Source organism: Pseudolysinimonas sp. 10J20-29, from assembly GCF_055809595.1.
In genome coordinates this window covers 564,906-584,326 of record NZ_CM147917.1, presented here as the reverse complement: position 1 = coordinate 584,326, position 19,421 = coordinate 564,906, and the positions used below count along the sequence as shown (strand labels likewise).

The window sequence follows — 19,421 nt, the reverse complement described above, 5'->3', positions numbered from 1 at the left end:
GAACGTCGCGTCGAGGCGCTAGATTGTGAGCGATTGTCGCCTCGTCGTGAGGTGGCCGCGAACGGGGGCAGTGGCGTGGACGAGCAGCGCGGAAGCGATGGCTGGGTGAGCCCCGGAGGTGTGCCCGTGACCCCGACGCCCCTCACCGGCACCGAGGCCGCGCCCGGCCCCGAGGCTACGTCGACCGGACCCGATCTCGCGTCGGCGACGGCACCTGCGGCCCCGGTTCCCGCGCGCCGCGGGCTCAGCACGGGCGCCAAGGCGGCGATCTGGATCGGCTCGATCACCCTCGGACTGCTGATCATCGGCGGCATCGCCGCCGTGCTGATCGCGGTCGTGACGACGGTGACGACCTCGCTCACCGAGCTGGAGGGCGAGTACGCCACCACGGAGCCGCTGCTTCGCGGCGAGCCCGGCGAGCCGCGCGCCGCGGCGCCGCTGAGCTGCACCGACCGCTGCATCACGGGACTCGAGCTCCCCGCCGTCGTCGTCACCGAGGAGGAGCGCGACGCCCTCGACCTCTCCGAGACCTTCGGGGCCTTCGGCGACTACCCCGAGACCACGCCCGGCGCCGAGCACAGCGCGTCCGTGCGGGTCTGGCGCGGGGAGAAGGCCGAGCCGGACGAGTGCTTCGTCACCAACCCGGCCTCCCCGATCGCCTTCGGCGTCGATGAGCGCCCCCGCTACGACGGCAGCACGGTGCACTTCGTCGGCAGCTTCGGCGATGCCGACTACTGGCAGTCGGCCACCCAGTACGCGCGGGTGTTCTCCGACTCCGCGGCCGCGGTCGAGCACATGGAGACGGTGGATGCGCTGCTGGCCGGGTGCGATCAGTACACGATGGGCTCCGGGCTCTCCGCCTGGTCGCCGCTGGTGACCGCCGCACCCGCCCTCGACCTTCCCGACGAGGTCGCCGCGGTCGGCTGGCGCGAGGACGAGGCCGGCAGCCGCTACTACGCCTACGACCTGCAGCGCGGCAATGTCGTCGTTCGCGTCACCATGTCGGCCTGGCAGTCGACCGAGCTCGAGTTCCGAGAGGTCGTGCAGGCCGTTGCGGAGCGACTCGCCGCGATCGAGGTCGCCGACTAGCGGTGCGTGTGCGGCTCGCGTTCGGCGTGATCGGCGGGTTCGAGCTGGAAGGTCGAGTGCGCGACGTCGAAGTGCTCGGTGAGGCACGCGCCCAGCCGCTCGAGCAGCGCGCCGGTGTCGCCCGAGGCGAACAGCTCGGCGTCGACGACGACGTGCGCGCTGAACACCGGCGACCCGGAGGTGATCGCCCAGACGTGCACGTCGTGAACCGCGATCACGCCCTCGGTCGACTCGAGATGCTCGCGGATCTCGGCCACGCTGGTCTCGCGCGGCGCCGACTCGGTGAGCACGCGCACGACGTCGCGCAGCAGCACCAGCGCGCGCGGCACGATCAGCGCCGCGATCACGAGCGAGGCGATCGCATCCGCCGCGACGAAGCCGGTGGCGAGGATCACGACCGCCGCCGCGATCGCCACGATCGATCCGATCAGATCGCCCAGCACCTCCAGGGTGGCGCCGCGCATTCCGAGGGATTCGCGCTCGCCGCCGCGCAGCACCAGCAGGGCCGCGACGTTCGCGAGCAGCCCGGCCGCGGCGACCAGCAGCATGGGACCGGCGATGACCTCGGCCTCGGCCGCATCGATCAGCCGCCGCACGCCCTCCACCGCGACGGAGACGGCGACCACGGTGAGCAGCACGCCGTTCGCCAGGGCGCCGAGCACCTCGGCGCGCTGGAACCCGAAGGTGTGCCGGTCGGTCGCCGGCCGCGCGGCGATGACGCTGGCGACCAGTGCGACGGTCAGCCCGATGACGTCGCTGACCATGTGCCCGGCATCGGCGAGCAGCGCGAGCGAGCCCGACAGGATCGCCCCGACCACCTCGACCACGAGGAACACGCCCACGATCGCGAGCGCGATCGCGAGGCGGCGGCGGTTCGCCGTTCCGTGCGCGTGGTCGTGGCTCATGCCCACCAGCCTAGGCAGGGCGCCGCACCGTCGACCCGACTTCCGCCCTCTCGGGAACGATGACGGTTCTCAGTTGCGGGCGCTCAGCCGTACAGTTCGCGCATCCGCACGACGAGGGCGCCGAACGCCCGCGCGCGGTGTGAGATCGCGTTCTTCTCGTCCGCCGTCAGCTCGGCCGAGCTGACCTCCAGGCCCTCGGGCCGGAAGATCGGGTCGTAGCCGAAGCCGCCCTCGCCCGCCGCCTGGGTGAGCACCTGGCCGGGCCACTCCCCCACCTCGACGAGCTCCCGCTCGCCGTCGACGAGCGCCGCGGCGCACCAGAAGCTCGCGGCGCGGTCCGCGACGCCGTCCAGGTTGGACAGCAGCAGTTCGAGGTTGTCGCGGTCGCTGCGCGTGCCCGCGTAGCGCGCCGAATGGATGCCCGGCTCGCCGCCGAGCGCCCGGACCGCAATGCCGGAGTCGTCCGCGATCGCCGGCAGACCGGAGTGCGCCGCCGCCGCCCGCGCCTTGATGAGCGCGTTCGCGGCGAAGCTGTCGCCGTCTTCGATCGGCGCGGGGCCGTCGTAGCCGACGATCTCGTGCGGGCCGAGTCGCTCGCCGAGGATCGCCCGCAGCTCGACCACCTTGTGGGCGTTGTGGGTGGCGAGCACGAAGGTGGTCATCTCAGCTCCCGGTGAAGACCTGGGGGGCCGTCACGCCGAGGGCGGCGGCCTGGATCTGGGCGAGCTCGGCGGTTCCCGAGAGGGCGAGTTCGAGCAGGGCATCGAGTTCGCGCTTGTCGAACGGCGCCCCCTCGGCGGTGCCCTGCACCTCGACGAACAGCCCGCGCCCGGTGACGACGACGTTCATGTCGGTCTCGGCGGCCGAGTCCTCGACGTAGGGCAGGTCGAGCATCGGCTCGCCGTCGACGATGCCGACGCTGATCGCCGACACGGAGTCGATGAGCGCCTTCGCGTTCTTGCCGATGAAGTTGTTGGCGCGACCCCACTCGACCGCGTCGAACAGGGCCACGTAGGCGCCGGTGATCGCGGCGGTGCGCGTTCCGCCGTCGGCCTGCAGCACGTCGCAGTCGATCTGGATGGTGTTCTCGCCGAGCGCCTTCAGGTCGATGATCGGGCGGAGGCTGCGGCCGATCAGACGGGAGATCTCGTGCGTGCGGCCGCCCACGCGGCCCTTCACCGACTCGCGCCCCATGCGCTCGTTGGTGGAGCGCGGCAGCATGCCGTACTCGGCCGTCACCCAGCCGCTGCCGGAGCCGGTCTTCCAGCGCGGCACGCCGTTGGTGAAGCTCGCCGTGCACAGCACCTTCGTCTTGCCGAACGTGATGAGCGCGCTGCCTTCGGCCTGTTCGCTCCACCCGCGCTCGATCGTCACGGGTCGAAGCTGGTCGGCGGCGCGTCCGTCGGAGCGAGGCATGGGTGTCCGTTCTGTTGAAGTTATGCAGACGCCGTGGCGGAGATCGCCCGGCGGAAGTCGGCGGCGCGGTCGGCGTAGTCGCGGTAGCGACCGTAGCTGGGCGCCGCGGGCGAGAGCAACACGATGCCGTCGTCGATGACCTTGCGCGCGGTGCGGATGGCGGCATCCATTCCGTCGACCGGCACCGTGAGGATCCCGGTGGGCGCGAGCGTCTTCAGGATGCGCGGCCCGCTGTCGGGCAGTCCGATCACGGCGGCGACGGGATGCTGCTGCAGGTAGTCGGCGAGCGGCGCGTAGTCGACGCCGCGATCCTGACCGCCGACGATGAGCACCAAATCGCGCGTGTCGAGGGCTTCGAGCGCGGCGATCGCGGCGAACGGGCTCGTCGACAGCGAGTCGTCGATGAACACCAGCCCGCTCGGGTCGGCGACGCGCTCGAGGCGGTGCTCGAGCGGGCGGAACCCGGCGAGCGCGGCGAGCGCGGCCTTGGGGTCGAGTTCGGTGCCGGCGGCCTCGACCGCGGCGAGCGCGAGCGCCGCATTGCGCAGGTTGTGGCGCCCGACGAGCGGCAGGGTGCTCGCATCGACGAAGCGAGCGCCGTCACGCAGGATCTCCCGCGCCCCGGCGCGCCCCGAGACGGTCCAGCGGCTCCCCTCGGAGCCGACCCACTCGATTTCGGCATCCGGGTGGAAGCGCTCCAGTGCCGCCACGAGCCGCGGGTCTTCGCCGTTGGCGAGGACGCGTCGCGGGCCGTGCGCGATCAGGTTGAGCTTGTCGGCGTAGTACCGCTCCTCGCTGCCATGCCAGTCCAGGTGCTCCGGGAACAGCGCCGTGAGCACGACGACGTCGGGCGACGTGGTCACCGACGAGCACTGGTAGCTCGACAGCTCGGCCGCGTAGCGCTCCGCCTCGGGAAGGCCCAGCAAGGGGATGCCGATGTTGCCGCCGAGCTCGCAGCCGACCCCGTGCGCGACCGAGATCGCCTGGACGAGAGCGGCGGTCGTGGATTTGCCCTTGCTCCCGGTGACCGCGGTCGTGCGGGCGGCGTTGTCGCCGAGCCACAGGTCGGTCGCGGTGGTTCGACGCAGCTTCGCCTGCTCGGCGGCGCGGCGCAGCGCGCTGTGCGGCGGGATCCCGGGCGAGGCGATCGCGACCTGGATGCGCTTGCGCCGCAGCGTGGCCGCGGTCGGGGCGATAAGCAGCGGCACGGCAGCGCCGAAGCGTCCCCGCCAGGCCGTCGCCGAGTCGCCGTCGCGCTCATCGGCGGCGTAGAGCGCCTTCACGCCCGAGCCGAGCAGGTGCTCGGCGAGCGCGACGCCCTCGCGGCCGGTGCCGAGGATGACGACCCGCTGACCCACGAGCTCAGACCAGCGCACGACGGGCCCTCTCGTAGACCGCGTCGACCGCGAGGGCCTCCGACTCGCCCAGGATGTGATCTTCGAGCGCCGCGTCGCCGGCGGCCAGCTCGGGAGCCTCGGCCAGCAGGGCGCGAATCACCGGGGAGTCGGCCCAGCGCCGCATGCGCGACACGAGCGTCACCGCGACGGAGCTCTCGGCCTCCTCGCCGACGCACTCGAACGGCTTGTGATCGCCGAGCCCGAGCAGGGCGCGGAAGCCGGGCAGCTGCGCCTCATCGGCGAAGAGGTCGTGTCCGATGATCCCGAGCAGGCGCTCCGGGTCGAGGTGCGGGGCCAGCGCGAGGAACACGAACCGGCACTTGTCGCACTCGCCGCACCAGGTCGGGGTTGCCCCGGCCAGCCGGAAGGCGCGGTTGCAGCTGACGATCGCCGCGTCGTAGCGGGTCGTCGCGGCGAACCCGCGCGCGATGCGCAGCTCGCTGTACGGGCGCAGCAGCGAGAACGAGGCGCCGCGCAGCCCCGCCTGGGGCTCCAGCACGGCCGAGAGCAGCCGCTCCGCCTCGAGGCTCTTCGACCACTGGTGGTTGACGCTCTGGCCGCCCCATTCGAGCGTCGGGTCCGATGCCGAGCTCTCGTTCGACATCACGACGGGTCCGAGCCCGAGCAGCAGCGACTGCGCCACCGCGATGAGCGTGTTCATCGCGGTGACCGGCACATGCCCGTTGAGCGCCCCGCGCGCGTTGAGGTCGAGAAGCGCGGGGTCGAGGCGACGGCGCGCGGCGATCAGCGGCAGCTCGCTCGCTTCGGCGACGCGCGTGATGATCGCGTTCGGGTTGACGGCGAACTGCACGGGTTCGAGTCCGACGGCGCGCAGCGACTCGACCGAGACGACGGAGTCCTTGCCGCCGCCGATCGGAACGAAGGGCGTGCCCTCGGCGTCGCGAATCGGCAGCGCGGGCGCGAGGTCGGCGGCGACGATGTCGGGATCCAGCAGCGACGGAAGCCCCGCCCGATACGCGAACTCGGCAAGACCGTGCCGCAGCACCTGACGCAGGTACTCGATTGCCTCGGCCGTGAGCCCCGCGACATCGAGCTCGACCCGCGGCGGGGCGGCCGCCTTGAAGTAGCTCAGACCGAGCACCGCGCCGAGCAGCGCGAGCACGCGCTGCAGGCGCTCGGCGTCCTCGTCCGACAGCACGGGGGCGGCCGGACCGGTCGTGAACGTGATCGACTCGGTGAAGCGCAGCGGCTCGCCCTCGCCGATCAGCTCGAAGTCGAACTCGGCGACCGCCGTCGCGGCATCGAAACGCGCCGCCGCGTAACGGAATGCGGTCACCGACCGCGGCTCGAAGCTCATCCCCCTCAGTCTAGGCGGCGACCCGGTCCTAGGCTCGGAGCATGACGAGTGCGCTCTTCACCGACCGGTACGAGCTGACCATGATCGACGCCGCCCTGCGGGCGGGCACCGCCCACCGGCGCAGCGTGTTCGAGCTGTTCGCGCGGCGGCTGCCCGACGGACGTCGCTTCGGAGTCGTGGCCGGCACCGGGCGGCTGCTGGATCTGCTGCGCGAGTTCCGCTTCGGCGCCGAGGAGCTGGAGTGGCTCTCGGCCGAGCGCGTCGTCTCCGACGAGACCCTGGCCTGGCTGGCCGACTTCCGCTTCACCGGCAGCATTCGCGGGTATCGCGAGGGCGAGCTCTACTTCCCGGGCTCCCCGATCCTCGTCGTCGAGGGGACCTTCGCCGAGGCGGTCGTGCTCGAGACGCTCGCGCTGAGCGTCTTCAACTACGACTCCGCGGTCGCCTCGGCCGCCGCCCGCATGGTGGCGGCCGCCGACGGTCGCCCGCTCGCCGAGATGGGCTCGCGCCGCACCGGCGAGCACTCCGCCGTCGCGGCGGCCCGCGCCGCCTACCTCGCCGGCTTCGCCGCCTCGAGCAACCTGGAGGCCGGTCGCACCTGGGGGGTGCCGACGATGGGCACCGCCGCACACTCCTTCACGCTTCTCCACGACTCCGAGACGGACGCCTTCCGCGCCCAGCTGGACGCCCTCGGCACCGGCACCACTCTGCTCGTCGACACCTTCGACACCGCGCGCGGCGTCGAGGCCGCGATCCGCGTCGCCGGGCCGGAGCTCGGAGCGGTGCGCATCGACTCCGGCGAGCTGCGCACGGTCGTGGCGGCGGTGCGGGCGCAGCTCGATGCGCTCGGCGCCACGGGGACGCGCATCACGGTGACGAACGACCTCGACGAGTTCGCGATCGCCGCACTGCGCGCCGCACCGGTCGACTCCTACGGCGTCGGCACCGCCCTCGTGACCGGGTCCGGGGCTCCCGCCTCCGGGATGGTCTACAAGCTCGTCGCGGTCGAGGGCGGCTCGGGCTGGCGCGCGGTGGGCAAGACCTCCGAGGCCAAGGCCACGATCGGCGGACGCAAGCAGGCGTTCCGAGCGCTGCGCGCGGGCGTCGCCACGAGCGAGGACATCTACGTCGACGATCCCCCGGTGGCCGAGGGCCCCGAACGGCGCGAGCTCATGACCGACCTCGTGGTCGCCGGTGAACCGGTCGCGGCGCATCTCGGCGCCGAGGGCCTGCACCGCGCGCGTGAGCACCACGCCCGCGTGATCGGCGAGCTTCCGGATGCGGCGCTCGCGCTCGCCCACGGCGAGCCGGCGCTGCCGACGCGCTACCGCTAGCCGCGCCTCGGGCGACTACTCGTCGCGCATCCGCTCGTAGACCTTGAGGCAGTCGGGGCAGACCGGGAACTTGTCGGGGTTGCGCCCCGGCGTCCACTTCTTGCCGCACAGCGCCCGCACCGGCTTGCCGGTCACGGCCGACTCGACGATCTTGTCCTTCTTGACGTAGTGGGCGTAGCGGTCGTGGTCGCCGTCCTCGGTGAGCTCCTCGTTGAGGAGCTTCTCGAGTTCGCGATCGAGAACATCGGTGCCGCCGCCCTGTCCGGGCTCACCGGGAAGCGTGTCGCTCATGGCTCTAGTTTCTCATGGTGAAGGCCAGAAGCTCCGGCCCCGCCTGATCGAAGGCGCGACCGCCCACCCGGATGCCCAGCGTGAGCACCGCCACCCCGACGACGGCGCCGACCGCGAGCGACGCCCAGTTCCATGAACCGGGCATCCCGAGCAGCCACGGCACCGCGACCAGGATCGCGGGCACGGCAGTCAGGATCGACAGCAGCAGCGAACCCACCTGCGCCAGCGCTCCCGAGCTTCCGATGAGCTCGGGCTGCTGGAACGCGGCATCTCCGGGACGCGGCGCCGGGTACGGCGAGCGCGCCGACTCGGCACTCGAGATGCCGACCGCCCCGAACAGCGTCGCGACGCCGACACCGAGAACGATCGGCATGACGTCGGCGTCGCCGAAGGCCCAGGCCGTCAGAGGGGTTCCGACCGCCAGCAGCAGCGCACCGATCACCAGCACCGGGACGGCGCGGCCGATTCGGTCGGCGCGGCCGCGCAGCTGGGCGGCCAGCAGCGTCCAGACGGCGGTCGAGTCGTAGGCGACGTCGTTGTGGAGCGTCGACCAGCCGACCAGCAGCAGCATGAGCGGGAGCGGAATCAGCACGCCCCACTGCAGCGGCATGCCGCTGACCCAGAACGCGAGCAGCGTCACGATCGGGATCAGCGGGAGGAAGACGAGCACGGTGCGATACCGCGGGTCGCGCACCCAGTAGGTGAGGCTGCGCGCCGTGACCGCGCCGATCGGGGTCGCCGGGAAGCCGCGGAACCAGCCCGGCACGCCACGGCGCCGCACCGCTTGGGTGCGCCACGTCGAACGGAAGGCCGCGCGGACGACGAGATGCCAGATCACGCCGAGCACGACGAGCGTCACCACGCCGATCGGCAGGGCGCGCGCCCACACTGACGGAATGCCCAGCTGCGCAGGGATCGTGGCGGCCCACAGCGCGCCGAGCGGCGTCACCGCGAGGTTGTCGATGATCGCGCCGTAGCCCTGCTCACCGGTCTGGCTGAGCAGCCGGAGCGCCCAGTCGAACTGAGCGGCGGGCACGCGGGTGATCGCACGCGGCAGGAGGGTGAGCGCGAGGAACGCCGCGGCGGCGACGGCCGCGGCGACCAGCAGCAGCCGGACGATCAGGCGCACCCGCGGTCGCGGATTCAGCACCGATCCGATGGCGCGGCCCAGCCGCCACGAGATGACGAGCTGCAGCGCGAGCAGCACGCCGACCCCGATGACGCGGCCGGTGGGAACGGAGTCGTTCCAGACCAGCAGCGGAAGGAAGCCGAGCGGCACGATGAACAGCAGCGCGGGACCCGCGAAGGAGATCAGCACCAGCGTGATCGACACCCGCCACGGACGCAGCCCGTAGCCACGCAGCGCCCGGCGGTCCAGCGGCTCGACGCGCGCCGCAAAGGCGGGAACGGCGATGGCCGCGACGCTCACGATCGATCCGGCGACGATCACCACCCGCCGCGCGAACGCCTGATCCATCTCGCCGAGCAGCAGCGCGCCGACGATGAGCGCCACGACGCCCGCGAGAATCACTGCGGATTCGAGCACCGCGCGGGCGACGCGTCGCGGGGACCGGCTCAGGCTGTTGAGCGTGAGCCGCACGTTCAGTCGGAGAAGCTCTGCAACCACTCCATGCCCTCCACCGCGTCGGTGCCGCCTGCGAGTTCGACGAAACGGGACTCGAGCGTCTCCGAGCCGATCACGTCGGCCATCGGCCCGTTGGCGAGAATCCTGCCCTCGACGATGATCGTGACCGAGTCGCAGACCCGCTCGATCAGATCCATGCTGTGGCTCGACAGCACCACCGTGCCGCCCGCGGCGACGTAGCGCTGCAGGATCTCGATGATGACGGCGGCCGAGACCGGGTCGACCGACTCGAACGGTTCATCGAGCACGAGCACGCGCGGCGAGTGGATCATCGCGGCCGCGATCGCCACCTTCTTGACCATGCCGGCGGAGTAGTCGGACACGAAGCGGTCGAGCGAGTGCTCGATGCCGAACGCGATCGCGAGGTCGGCCGTCCGGTTGACGATCGTGTCGTGGTCGAGTCCGCGCAGGGCACCCGCGTGATGCAGGAACTCGACTCCGGTGAGCCGATCGAAGAGGCGCAGCCGGTCGGGCAGGACGCCGAGGTTCCGCTTGGCGACCGCGGGGTTTCGCCACACGTCGACGCCGTACAGCGAGACCGTGCCCAGGTCGGGCCGCAGCATGCCGGTGATCATCGCGAGCGTCGTGGTCTTGCCCGCCCCGTTGGGTCCCACGAACCCGGCGAAGGATCCGCTCGGGATCGTGAGATGAACGTCGTCGACGGCGGCGACCCCGCCGAAGCGCTTCGTGAGCGAGTGCACCTCGATCGCGGCCTCGACCCGATGGTCGACCCCGTCGAAGAGCGGGGTGCCCGATTTGGTGACGCGGGTGCCGCGACGCGGGCCGCCGCTCCCGGCCGGACGGCTTTTGCTGGGGCGCTTCGCCGGCGAGACAGCGGCGGAATCGTCGGACGGCGCCGCGGACGGCTCGGCCTCCGGCTCGGCGACTGGCTCCACCTTCGGCTCGGCTGTGTGCTCGGCGCTCGGCTCAGCTGCCTCCTCGGCGCTCGGCTCGGCGGACGGCTCGACAGCGGGCCCCGCGATCGGCTCGCTGACGGACTCGTTGGCAGGCTCGGCGGTCGGCTCCATCACGGACTCGACCGCGGGTTCCACCGCCGGATCGACAGCGGGCTCGACGGCGGGCTCGACGACCGCGATCTCCGGAATCTCGGCAACCATGCGGCCCGCCGGGGAGATCCCCGGGCGGCGTGCGGCGCCGGCTCGCGGCGTCAACGGCCGGCGCGCGGGCGACTGCGCCTGGGCGCGCGGTTTCTTACGGGAAGCGGGCACGACGCAACGGTATCAAGACCCCACAGTCGAGTGACTCTCAGCACTCTCACAAAATCACGATCAGAGAACGAAGCCCGGATTCGCTCCGTGCGCACACACAGCGGCCCTTACCATAACTTTCAGCACAACGAGGTGTCCTGAATCAGCTTCAGTCGGTGAACAGCGCGTGAATTCTCGCGCTCGCCGACCTGCAACCACTACGAAGGGACCACCGTGCCGAAGACCTCTGCGCACACGACCGCGCCGCACATCGTCATCCTGGCCGCCGGCATGGGGAGCCGACTCGGACGCTCCCTCCCGAAGCCGCTCACCGAGCTGAGCGACGGCCGCACGATCATGCAGCAGCAGTTCGACAACATCCACGCCGCCTTCGGTTCGTCGGCCCGCGTCACCATCGTCGTCGGCTACAAGCTCGAGCACATCGTCGAGGCCTTCCCGCAGGCCGACTTCGTCTACAACGAGCAGTACGACCAGACCAACACCTCGAAGAGCCTGCTGCGCGCCCTCAAGTCCACGAAGGACGGCGGCGTGCTCTGGATGAACGGCGACGTCGTGTTCGACCCCGAGGCGCTGAAGCGCTCGCGTTCGCTCGTCGCGGCCGACCGCAGCTTCGTCAGCGTCAACACCGCCAAGGTCTCCGACGAAGAGGTCAAGTACACGACCGACGCCGAGGGCTTCATCCAGAAGCTCTCGAAGCAGGTCCGCGGCGGCCTCGGCGAAGCGGTCGGCATCAACTACATCTCGAGCAGCGACAAGGCGGCGCTCATGCACCACCTGCGTCGCGTCGACGACCAGGACTACTTCGAGCGCGGCATCGAGCTCGCCATCGAGCACGACGGCGTCCTCATCGAGCCGGTCGACATCAGCGACCTCTACGCGGTCGAGATCGACTTCGCCGAAGACCTCGAGCGCGCCAACCTGTTCGTCTGATCAGGCTCTCGCGACACCGCGCCACTAGATTGTTGGCGTGAGCTCCGACACCGACGCGTTCGCGCGCCCGCGCACCGGCGTCCGACGCTATGCGCGGTCGCTGTGGCTCCTGACGACGCGTGACCTGAAGGTCCGCTACTCGACCTCGTTCCTCGGCTACGTGTGGTCGGTGCTCGATCCGCTCGTCATGGCGGGGATCTACTTCTTCGTCTTCACGCTCGTCTTCCAGCGCAGCGTGGGCGACGACCCGTACATCGTGTTCCTGCTCTCAGGGCTTCTGCCGTGGATGTGGTTCACCGGGGCGATCTCCGACAGCACGGTCGCCTTCGCGCGCGAGGCGAAGCTGATCCGATCGACGACGATCCCGCGCACCATCTGGGTGGCGCGTCTGGTGCTCTCGAAGGGCATCGAGTTCGCGTTCAGCCTCCCCGTGCTCGCCGGCTTCGCGATCGGCGCGGCACTGCTCGGCTTCTCGATCAGCCTGCAGCCCGAGGCCGCGCTGTTCCCGCTGGCGATCATCATGCAGGCCACGCTGATCTTCGGCATCGGCCTCACCGTCGCGCCGCTCGTCGTGTTCTTCCGCGACCTGGAGCGGGCGACGAAGCTCGTGCTGCGCTTCATGTTCTACGCCTCCCCGATCATCTACGGACTCCCCGACCTCGCCCCGCTCGGACTGCAGGGCTGGGCGGCGCTCAACCCGCTCAGCGGAATCTTCGGCATCTACCGCGCCGCGTTCTTCCCCGAGCAGCTCGACTGGTTCGCGGTCGGCGTGAGCGGTGTCATCACGATCGTCGTGCTCGGGATCGGCATCCTCGTCTTCCGCCGCACGATCCGACCCGTGCTGAAGGAGATCTGATGGCGACGACGCAGACGACCACCGCGGTCGAAGGGACGATCGTCGTCGACGGGCTCGGGGTCCGCTTCAAGCGCAGCCGCAGCTCCCGCCGCAACTTCAAGGATCTGTTCGCCGGCCGAACGCGGCGCACGCGCCCCGGCGAGTTCTGGGCGCTTCGCGACGTCTCGTTCGCGGTGACGCCCGGTGAGGCGATCGGGGTCGTCGGCCGCAACGGCCAGGGCAAGTCGACGCTGCTCAAGCTCGTGGCGGGCGTCATGCTCCCCGATGAGGGCGGCGTCACCGTCGCCGGCGGCGTGGCGCCCCTGATCGAGATCACCGGCGGCTTCGTCAACGACCTGACGGTGCGCGACAACGTCTACCTGACCGCGGGGCTGCACGGGATGCCACGTCGCGAGATCAACGCCCGCTACGACGAGATCATCGACTTCGCCGAACTGCACGAATCGGTCGACACTCCGTACAAGCACCTGTCCAGCGGAATGAAGGTGCGGCTCGCGTTCGCCGTCATCTCGCGGCTGGAAGAGCCGATCATCCTCGTCGACGAGGTGCTCGCCGTCGGCGACAAGGCGTTCCGCGAGAAGTGCTACGCGCGCATCGAGGAGCTCCTCGCCGGCGGGCGCACCCTGTTCTTCGTCTCGCACAGCGAGCGCGACCTGCTGCGCTTCTGCACGCGCGGCCTGTACCTCGACAAGGGCGCGCTCGTCATGGACGGCCCGATCAAGGACGTCGTCGCGCGCTACAACGCCGAGTACGGCGTCTAGATGAGCGCGCGACTGCCCGCCGTCACGACGGCCGACGGACTGCACCCGCGGGTCGCGCACGGGGTCGACAAGCTGCTGTCGATCCAGCGGCCGGTCGTCCTCGCGCACATCCGCTCGATCCGCCGCTCGCGGCCCAACGCGAGCCCGGAGGAGCTGTGCCGGATCCTCGAGCGCCGCTACCTCACCGCCGTGACCAGCGGAGGGGCGCTCGTCGGCGCGAGCGCCGCGATCCCCGCGGTCGGGGTCGGAACCTCCCTCATGCTCTCGGGTGCCGAGACGGCCGGGTTCCTGGAGGCGAGCGCGCTGTTCGCGCAGTCGGTCACCGAGATCCACGGGATCCCCGTCGTCGACCCGGACCGCGCCCGCACCCTCGTCATGACCATGATCCTCGGCAACGGCGGCCAGGAGCTGCTGACCCAGTTCGCGGTGCAGGCCTCCGGGCGCGGCACGTCGCGCAACGTCTACTGGGGCGAGCTCATCATGCAGAACCTCCCCGGCCCGGCGGTCGGACTCGTCGCCGACAAGGTCAAGCACGCCTTCGTGCGCCGGTTCGCGGTCACGCAGAGCGGCTCGATCATCGGGCGAGCCGTCCCGTTCGGCATCGGCGCCGTCATCGGCGGCACCGGCAACCACCTCCTGGGCCGCGCCGTCGTCCGCTCCTCGCGCAGCGCCTTCGGCCCGGCTCCCGCCGAGTTCCCGGAGAGCCTCGAGGCCGTGGATGTCGCCCCGCGCGCCCGCTGGAGCGCCGCGAAGATCGCCGAGCGACTGCCGAGCACGCCCGACCTGGGCGGTCTTCGACGCGCGCTCACCCGCCGGAAGGCCGCGCGCGACGCGGAGGAGAGCTAGTCGTCCTGGACTTCGGAGGGCATGCCCTCCTCGTCCACCTCATCGTCGAGCGGGTCGTGCTCGTGGGTGCGGGGATCGCTCGCGTGCAGCGCCGCATGCTGCTCCCATTCCGAGATCATCGTCTCGATGGCCGCGTGGAATCGTGCGGTCGCGGCGCCCGGGGTCGTGTCGCCGAAGTGATGCGTCGACCAGTGCTCGGCCCGCGCGATCGCCTTCGCGTCGGTGAGCACCCGATCCACCGCCGCGAGCACCGACGGCGCCCCCGCAGCGGTCAGCCACTCGCAGTCGCCGAGGAAGCCGGACTCGTCCACCTCGGCCTCCGGCGCGAGCGGGCGCGTCACGATCACCGGCTTGCCGGTCGCGAGACGGTCGTAGACCATGGCCGAGATGTCGGTGATCGCCACGTCGGCCGCGGCCAGCTGCCAGCCCAGGCTGGGCCCGTCATCGAAGACGTGGTGCACCGTGGGGTCCGCCTCGTTCGCGACGCGGATCGCCTCGATGATGGCCCAGTTCGCCGCCCGGTACTCGCGGTCGACGACGCCGCTGCGCGGGTGCGGCCGGTAGATCAGACGATGCCGCGGCGAGGCGAGCACCGCCTGCGCGAGCGCAACCCCGTGGCTGGCGATCGAGCCGTAGCTCGCCGCGGGACGGTCGCCCTCCCAGGTGGGGGCGTAGAGCACCGTGACGCGATCGTCCTGCGGGTAGGGCACCTCGCCGGCGAAGTGATCCGCCTGCGGCCGGCCGATCTCGATCGTCTTGCGATCCAGATCGAAGTTCCACAGCTTGCGCGAGAGCCGCTCCCGCGCTGCCGGACCGGCGATCAGCGAGAAGTCGTAGGCCTTGAACTGGTTCGTCGTCATGTACATCTTGTCCGACTCGCCGTGGTTGATGAACACGTGCCACATGCGGCCGTACCGGAACATCTGGAAGTTCTTCATGTTCTGGTTGACGTACAGGACAACCTTGAGGTCGTGGCTCTCGACGAAGGCCTCGAGGTCGGTCACCTTGCGGCAGTACGCGACCGGCACCGGGGCCTCGTCGAGCAGGGTGAGCGAGGTTCCGGGGCTTCGCGTGATGACCGCCACCGGATGCGTCCGCGCCAGCTCGGCCAGCGGCGCGTACCACTGGCGGATCTGGTACAGGTTCACACGGGTGTCGGCGAAGTAGACCGCGATCTCGATGCCGCTCTCGGAGAGGTCCGGGAAGCCGCCGCCCTCCAGCCGCTCCGCGATCTCGCGGCGATTCCGGCGCGAGCGCAAGGCATTGCGGAACATCCGCCGGGCGGCCCGGAAATCACGCAGCAGCGGCACGACGGAACTCCGGATTCACCATACGTTCATCGTGCCAGACCGCTCGGGCCTCTCCCGCCGGGAGGGCTGACCGTGCCAGAATCGTGACGATTATGGCCCGCTTCACCTTCGCGGCCGGGAACGCCGGCAAACTGCTCCGGCTCCCGCTCTACGGGCTCGGAGCCGTTGCCGCGTGGCTCGTGCCGCGCAGCGACCGGATCTGGGTCGTCGGCTCGGGCATCGGCTTCGGCGAGGGCGCGGTTCCGCTCGCGCGGCGTGCGCGGGCGCGCCTCGGCGCCTCGCACCGGATCATCTGGCTCGCCGGATCGGATGCCGAACTCGACCGCGCGCGAGCCGAGGGCTTCGAGGCGGTGCGGCGCGACGGCCTCCGCGGCCTATGGTCGACGCTGCGCGCACGTGTGGTCGTCGTGACGCACGGCTTCGGCGACGCCAACCGCTACGGCTCGCGCGGTGCCTTCATCGTCCAGCTCTGGCACGGCATCCCGCTGAAGCGCCTGCACCTGGACTCCCCCACCGCGCTGCGCATCCGCGGGCTTCCCGACCACCCGCGCGTGCGCGCGCTGATCGCGAGCGCCTACCGCCGAGCGGGACGCTCGATCGGCCTGTTCCCGGTCGCCTCCGAACTGGTGGCGGCGCGCATCGTGAGCGCCTTCGGCATCGCGCCGCAGCGCGTGGTCGCCACCGGGGATCCCCGCGACGATGTGCTGCACGGCGACCCGGCCGCCGCCCGCGCCGAGGCGCGCGAGCGCATCGAGGCGGCGATCGGGTCGCTGCCCGCCACCGGCTCCGTCGTGCTCTATGCGCCGACCTGGCGCGACGGTCGGCCCGACCCGTCCATTCCGAGCCCGGCCGAGTGGGACCGGATCGCGGCCTGGGCCGAGCGCACCGACAGCACGCTGCTGGTGCGCACGCATCCGCTCGGGGTCGGCGACTATGCGGACGGACCCGCCCGGAGCGCACGGATTCGGATGCTCTCCCCGCGCGAGCTGAACGAGCTCACCCCGGCGCTGCCCGCGATCGATGTGCTGATCACCGACTACTCCTCGGCGGCCTTCGACTTCGCGCTGCTGGACCGGCCGATCGTCTTCCTCGCACCCGACGTCGAGGAGTACGCGAAGCGGCGGGGCCTGTACAGCGACTACCGCGACGTGACGCACGGACGCCAGCACCGCACCTGGGCCGGGGTCCTCACCGAGCTGGAGGCGCTGGGGCGGCCCGACTCCCCCGAGACCGCGCAGGCGCGCCTGCACACCCGCTGGCTGCGCGAGGAGCACTTCGACCTGCCCGACGGGCACGCCACCGAGCGCGTGCTCGAGGAGGTCCTGCGCCGACTCGCGCCGATGCCCACGGTCTCGGCGGCGGAGCCCGCGCCGCGCTTCGACTCCCCGGCGCGCATCGCGCGGCCCCGGATCCTGGAAGCCGAACTGATCGACGGCGACGAGGACACGACCGGCGTGCCGCACCTCGAGCTCGAACTGGCCGGACTCGGCGACGACGTCACCGCGATCGAGCTCGCGGGCGGGCGCGCCCGCGTGGCGGCGACGCTCGAGCCCGCGGACGACCGGATCCTGGTGCGGATCCCGCTGCTCGTCGCACGGTGGGGAAGCGACCCGCTGGCACTGCCGAGCGGCGACTACGACATCATCCTGCGCGGCGAGGTCGACTCGACGCGCCTCGACATCCGGCGCCCGCGGGCGCTGGTGCTCACCCACGAGCTGTTCCATGTGACCGCCCGCGCCGACGCCGGCGGCTTCCGGGTGCGGGTGGCGGCGCCGCTCGCCGCCGACGAGCGCGGGCCCCGCGCCCAGCTCGAGCTGGAGGCGCTGTACCGGGCGTCCCGGGGCATCCGCGAAGACGCGGTCTACTTCGAGAGCTTCTACAGCCGCACCGTCGCCGACAACCCGCTCGGCATCGACCGGGCGCTCGCCCGGGCACGCCCGCAGACGCGCCGCTACTGGAGCGTCGTCGACCGCTCGATCGAGGTGCCGGCGGGCGCGATCGCGATCGTCGAGGGAAGCCGCGAATGGTGGCGCGTGCGCGCGGCGGCCCGCGTGCTCGTCGTCAACGACTGGCTGCGCAAGCGCTACCGTCGCCGCCGCTACCAGCACGTGCTGCAGACCTGGCACGGCACGATGGTCAAGCGCCTCGCGCTCGACCGGATCGGGCGCTCCGGTCTCCTCGGCCGGATCTCCTCCTCGCGCACCGCGATCGCGACCAAACGCGAGCAGGCCCGGTGGGACGTGCTGCTGGCGCAGAACCCATACAGCGCCGAGATCTTCCGCTCCGCCTACGCCATGCAGGGACCGATCTGGGTCGAGGGGTACCCGCGCGACGACGTGCTGCACGACCCGGAGCCGGAGGCGCGGACGGCGCGCATCCGCGAGCGGCTCGGCATCGCCGAGTCAGCTGGCGAGGGCCCGCGCATCGCGCTGTACGCCCCCACCTGGCGCGACGATCGCACCGAGGTGATCGACTTCCTCGACGTCGAGAACTTCGCCACCGAGCTCGGCAAGGGGTGGATCGTGCTGGTGCGCGGTCACTCGCGCACGCTCGGCTTCGGGCGCGACTTCCGCGGGCCGAACCTCGTCGATGTGACGAGCTACCCGGACGTCGGCGAGCTGCTCCTCGTCGCCGACGTGCTCGTCACCGACTACTCGTCGACCATGTTCGACTGGATGACCACCGACAAGCCGATCGTGTTCTTCACCCCCGATCTGGCGCACTACTCGACCGAGCTGCGCGGGTTCTACTTCGACTTCGTCGCCGAAGCTCCCGGACCGGTGGTCGAGACCGCGGACGCCGTGCGCACGGCCGTGCTGCGCGCGCACGAGGGCATGCCCGAGTTCGCCGAGCGCCGTGCGGCGTGGCGGGAGAAGTTCACCCCGCTCGAGGACGGCCGGGCCGGGGAGCGCGTCGTGCAGCGGATGCTCGACGCCGGCTGGTTCGACTGAGCGCGACCAGGGCGCTCGTGGTCAGGACTCGGTGCGCGAGGTGTCGACCGCGTCGCGCGCCCCGCGCACGACGCCGACCAGGAATCCGGCACCCCAGCTGAGGTGCATCGTCGCGACGACGGCGACGAAGCGCAGGCGATCGGCGAGCGACCCCGTGTCGGTGACCCCCGCGGCGACGAGCAGCGCGAGGTAGGCGAGCGGACCGAGGGCCGCCAGACCCGTGATCACCAGCAGCCACGTCGGCAGCAGCCCGAACAGCGCGAACGGCGCCAGCACCACCGTCATCACGAGCGAGATCAACAGCACCGGCGGCGCGAAGAAGCGGAGCGGGTTGCGCCCGCCGAGGCGCCGCACCAGCTCGCCGCGCCAGACGCCGGTCGCATAGAACTGCCGCACCAGGCGAGCCCAGGTGCTGCGCGGCCAATAGCTGACGCGCAGCTTCGGGTCGAGCCAGACGAGCAGACCGGCCTGGCGCAGCCGGAAGTTCAGCTCCCAGTCCTCACCGCGGCGCAGCGACTCGTCGAAGCCGCCCACCTGGTCGAACAGCTCACGGCGGAAGATGCCCATGTAGGCGGACTCGGCCGGGCCCTCGACGGCGCGATCGCCGTGATAGGCGCCGCCGCCCAGCCCGAACGGGCTGTTGTAGGCGCGCGCGACGGCCGCCTGGAATCCCGGACGCCCGGTCGCGATCATCACACCGCCGAGGCTCGCGGCGCCGGTGCGCTCCAGCGTCTCGACGCCGCGCTGCGTGTAGCCGGGCGCCAGCTCGGTGTGCGCGTCGACGCGGATCACGATCGGGAACCGGCTCGCCGCGATGGCGCGGTTCAAGCCGATCGGGATGTCCATCCCCGGGTTCGGCACCGAGCGGATGCGGGTGTCGGCGGCGATCAGTCGTTCGACGATCGCGTCGGTGCCATCGGTCGAGGGGCCGAGGGCGAGGACGACCTCGACCTCACCGGCGTAGTCCTGGGCGAGGATGCTCGCCACCGCGGCCTCGAGATAGCCGGCCTCGTTGAGGACCGGCATGACGTACGAGACGCCCGACGCGCTGGTCTGCTCCACTGCCACGCTCCCGAAGTGCGATACCCACGACGCCCGGCGGGCCCGACCGATGCTATCAGTCGGGCCCGCCGGGGCTGGGTG

General features: G+C 71.5%; 17 protein-coding genes. 7 read left to right on the top strand and 10 right to left on the bottom strand.

What is annotated here, in order from left to right; translation table 11 throughout:
- The first annotated feature begins 126 nt into the window (after positions 1-126).
- The gene (locus AC0L6Y_RS02845) at positions 127-1,089 is read left to right on the top strand and encodes a hypothetical protein (protein ID WP_473555013.1); all 963 of its coding nucleotides are present in this window, start codon (positions 127-129) and stop codon (positions 1,087-1,089) included.
- On the opposite strand, the gene AC0L6Y_RS02840 is transcribed toward AC0L6Y_RS02845, so the two are convergent.
- The 5 genes from AC0L6Y_RS02840 to AC0L6Y_RS02820 form a co-directional block, all read right to left on the bottom strand.
- The gene (locus tag AC0L6Y_RS02840; protein WP_473555009.1) at positions 1,086-1,994 is read right to left on the bottom strand and encodes a cation diffusion facilitator family transporter; all 909 of its coding nucleotides are present in this window, start codon (positions 1,992-1,994) and stop codon (positions 1,086-1,088) included. The two genes, AC0L6Y_RS02845 and AC0L6Y_RS02840, sit on opposite strands and share 4 nt — an antisense overlap.
- 83 nt (positions 1,995-2,077) lie before the next feature.
- Positions 2,078-2,656, bottom strand: coding sequence for an RdgB/HAM1 family non-canonical purine NTP pyrophosphatase (gene rdgB, locus AC0L6Y_RS02835; RefSeq protein ID WP_473555005.1), 579 nt, complete (start codon positions 2,654-2,656; stop codon positions 2,078-2,080).
- A 1-nt stretch (position 2,657) separates the two neighbouring features.
- The gene (gene rph, locus AC0L6Y_RS02830; protein WP_473554999.1) at positions 2,658-3,410 is read right to left on the bottom strand and encodes a ribonuclease PH; all 753 of its coding nucleotides are present in this window, start codon (positions 3,408-3,410) and stop codon (positions 2,658-2,660) included.
- A 20-nt stretch (positions 3,411-3,430) separates the two neighbouring features.
- A complete protein-coding gene (gene murD, locus AC0L6Y_RS02825; RefSeq protein ID WP_473554996.1) occupies positions 3,431-4,786 on the bottom strand; it encodes a UDP-N-acetylmuramoyl-L-alanine--D-glutamate ligase in 1,356 nt (451 codons plus the stop codon).
- Positions 4,773-6,125, bottom strand: a complete 1,353-nt coding sequence (locus tag AC0L6Y_RS02820; RefSeq protein WP_473554990.1) for a MurL-like N-terminal domain-containing — start codon at positions 6,123-6,125, stop codon at positions 4,773-4,775. Before AC0L6Y_RS02820 ends, murD begins: the two co-directional genes overlap by 14 nt.
- A gap of 41 nt (positions 6,126-6,166) precedes the next feature.
- On the opposite strand from AC0L6Y_RS02820, the gene AC0L6Y_RS02815 reads away from it, so the two are divergent.
- Positions 6,167-7,459 (top strand): nicotinate phosphoribosyltransferase, encoded by a 1,293-nt coding sequence (locus tag AC0L6Y_RS02815; RefSeq protein ID WP_473554985.1) that lies wholly within the window; start codon positions 6,167-6,169, stop codon positions 7,457-7,459.
- Positions 7,460-7,474: 15 nt separating this feature from the next.
- On the opposite strand, the gene AC0L6Y_RS02810 is transcribed toward AC0L6Y_RS02815, so the two are convergent.
- From AC0L6Y_RS02810 to AC0L6Y_RS02800, 3 genes are read right to left on the bottom strand one after another with little or no spacing between them, the layout of a single operon-like run.
- Entirely contained in the window at positions 7,475-7,750 is a 276-nt protein-coding gene (locus tag AC0L6Y_RS02810) for a DUF3039 domain-containing protein (RefSeq protein WP_473554980.1), read from the bottom strand.
- Between the two features lie 4 nt (positions 7,751-7,754).
- Complete coding sequence (locus tag AC0L6Y_RS02805) at positions 7,755-9,377, bottom strand: hypothetical protein (protein ID WP_473554976.1); 1,623 nt, start codon at positions 9,375-9,377, stop codon at positions 7,755-7,757.
- Entirely contained in the window at positions 9,353-10,624 is a 1,272-nt protein-coding gene (locus AC0L6Y_RS02800) for an ABC transporter ATP-binding protein (protein ID WP_473554971.1), read from the bottom strand. Before AC0L6Y_RS02800 ends, AC0L6Y_RS02805 begins: the two co-directional genes overlap by 25 nt.
- Before the next feature lie 270 nt (positions 10,625-10,894).
- On the opposite strand from AC0L6Y_RS02800, the gene AC0L6Y_RS02795 reads away from it, so the two are divergent.
- From AC0L6Y_RS02795 to AC0L6Y_RS02780, 4 genes are read left to right on the top strand one after another with little or no spacing between them, the layout of a single operon-like run.
- The gene (locus AC0L6Y_RS02795; protein ID WP_473558199.1) at positions 10,895-11,554 is read left to right on the top strand and encodes a phosphocholine cytidylyltransferase family protein; all 660 of its coding nucleotides are present in this window, start codon (positions 10,895-10,897) and stop codon (positions 11,552-11,554) included.
- Between the two features lie 37 nt (positions 11,555-11,591).
- Positions 11,592-12,410 (top strand): ABC transporter permease, encoded by an 819-nt coding sequence (locus AC0L6Y_RS02790; protein WP_473554966.1) that lies wholly within the window; start codon positions 11,592-11,594, stop codon positions 12,408-12,410.
- Positions 12,410-13,171, top strand: coding sequence for an ABC transporter ATP-binding protein (locus AC0L6Y_RS02785; RefSeq protein WP_473554960.1), 762 nt, complete (start codon positions 12,410-12,412; stop codon positions 13,169-13,171). The genes AC0L6Y_RS02790 and AC0L6Y_RS02785 overlap by 1 nt, the downstream gene beginning before the upstream one ends.
- Positions 13,172-14,017: a hypothetical protein gene (locus tag AC0L6Y_RS02780; RefSeq protein ID WP_473554956.1), complete on the top strand. Its 846-nt coding sequence runs from the start codon at positions 13,172-13,174 to the stop codon at positions 14,015-14,017.
- Here the strand turns inward: AC0L6Y_RS02780 and AC0L6Y_RS02775 are convergent.
- A complete protein-coding gene (locus tag AC0L6Y_RS02775; protein WP_473554952.1) occupies positions 14,014-15,327 on the bottom strand; it encodes a CDP-glycerol glycerophosphotransferase family protein in 1,314 nt (437 codons plus the stop codon). The genes AC0L6Y_RS02780 and AC0L6Y_RS02775 overlap by 4 nt on opposite strands.
- 92 nt (positions 15,328-15,419) lie before the next feature.
- Between AC0L6Y_RS02775 and AC0L6Y_RS02770 the strand changes: the two genes are divergently transcribed.
- Complete coding sequence (locus AC0L6Y_RS02770) at positions 15,420-18,278, top strand: CDP-glycerol glycerophosphotransferase family protein (protein WP_473558194.1); 2,859 nt, start codon at positions 15,420-15,422, stop codon at positions 18,276-18,278.
- A gap of 21 nt (positions 18,279-18,299) precedes the next feature.
- On the opposite strand, the gene AC0L6Y_RS02765 is transcribed toward AC0L6Y_RS02770, so the two are convergent.
- Complete coding sequence (locus tag AC0L6Y_RS02765) at positions 18,300-19,340, bottom strand: glycosyltransferase family 2 protein (protein ID WP_473554947.1); 1,041 nt, start codon at positions 19,338-19,340, stop codon at positions 18,300-18,302.
- Positions 19,341-19,421 lie beyond the last annotated feature (81 nt).

Bases quoted from the DNA above. Each gene is read 5' to 3' on its own strand.
- AC0L6Y_RS02840 (WP_473555009.1), bottom strand. From the start codon at position 1,994: ATGAGCCACGACCACGCGCACGGAACGGCGAACCGCCGCCGCCTCGCG.
- rdgB (WP_473555005.1), bottom strand. From the start codon at position 2,656: ATGACCACCTTCGTGCTCGCCACCCACAACGCCCACAAGGTGGTCGAG.
- rph (WP_473554999.1), bottom strand. From the start codon at position 3,410: ATGCCTCGCTCCGACGGACGCGCCGCCGACCAGCTTCGACCCGTGACG.
- AC0L6Y_RS02820 (WP_473554990.1), bottom strand. From the start codon at position 6,125: ATGAGCTTCGAGCCGCGGTCGGTGACCGCATTCCGTTACGCGGCGGCG.
- AC0L6Y_RS02815 (WP_473554985.1), top strand. From the start codon at position 6,167: ATGACGAGTGCGCTCTTCACCGACCGGTACGAGCTGACCATGATCGAC.
- AC0L6Y_RS02810 (WP_473554980.1), bottom strand. From the start codon at position 7,750: ATGAGCGACACGCTTCCCGGTGAGCCCGGACAGGGCGGCGGCACCGAT.
- AC0L6Y_RS02795 (WP_473558199.1), top strand. From the start codon at position 10,895: ATGGGGAGCCGACTCGGACGCTCCCTCCCGAAGCCGCTCACCGAGCTG.
- AC0L6Y_RS02785 (WP_473554960.1), top strand. From the start codon at position 12,410: ATGGCGACGACGCAGACGACCACCGCGGTCGAAGGGACGATCGTCGTC.
- AC0L6Y_RS02780 (WP_473554956.1), top strand. From the start codon at position 13,172: ATGAGCGCGCGACTGCCCGCCGTCACGACGGCCGACGGACTGCACCCG.
- AC0L6Y_RS02770 (WP_473558194.1), top strand. From the start codon at position 15,420: ATGGCCCGCTTCACCTTCGCGGCCGGGAACGCCGGCAAACTGCTCCGG.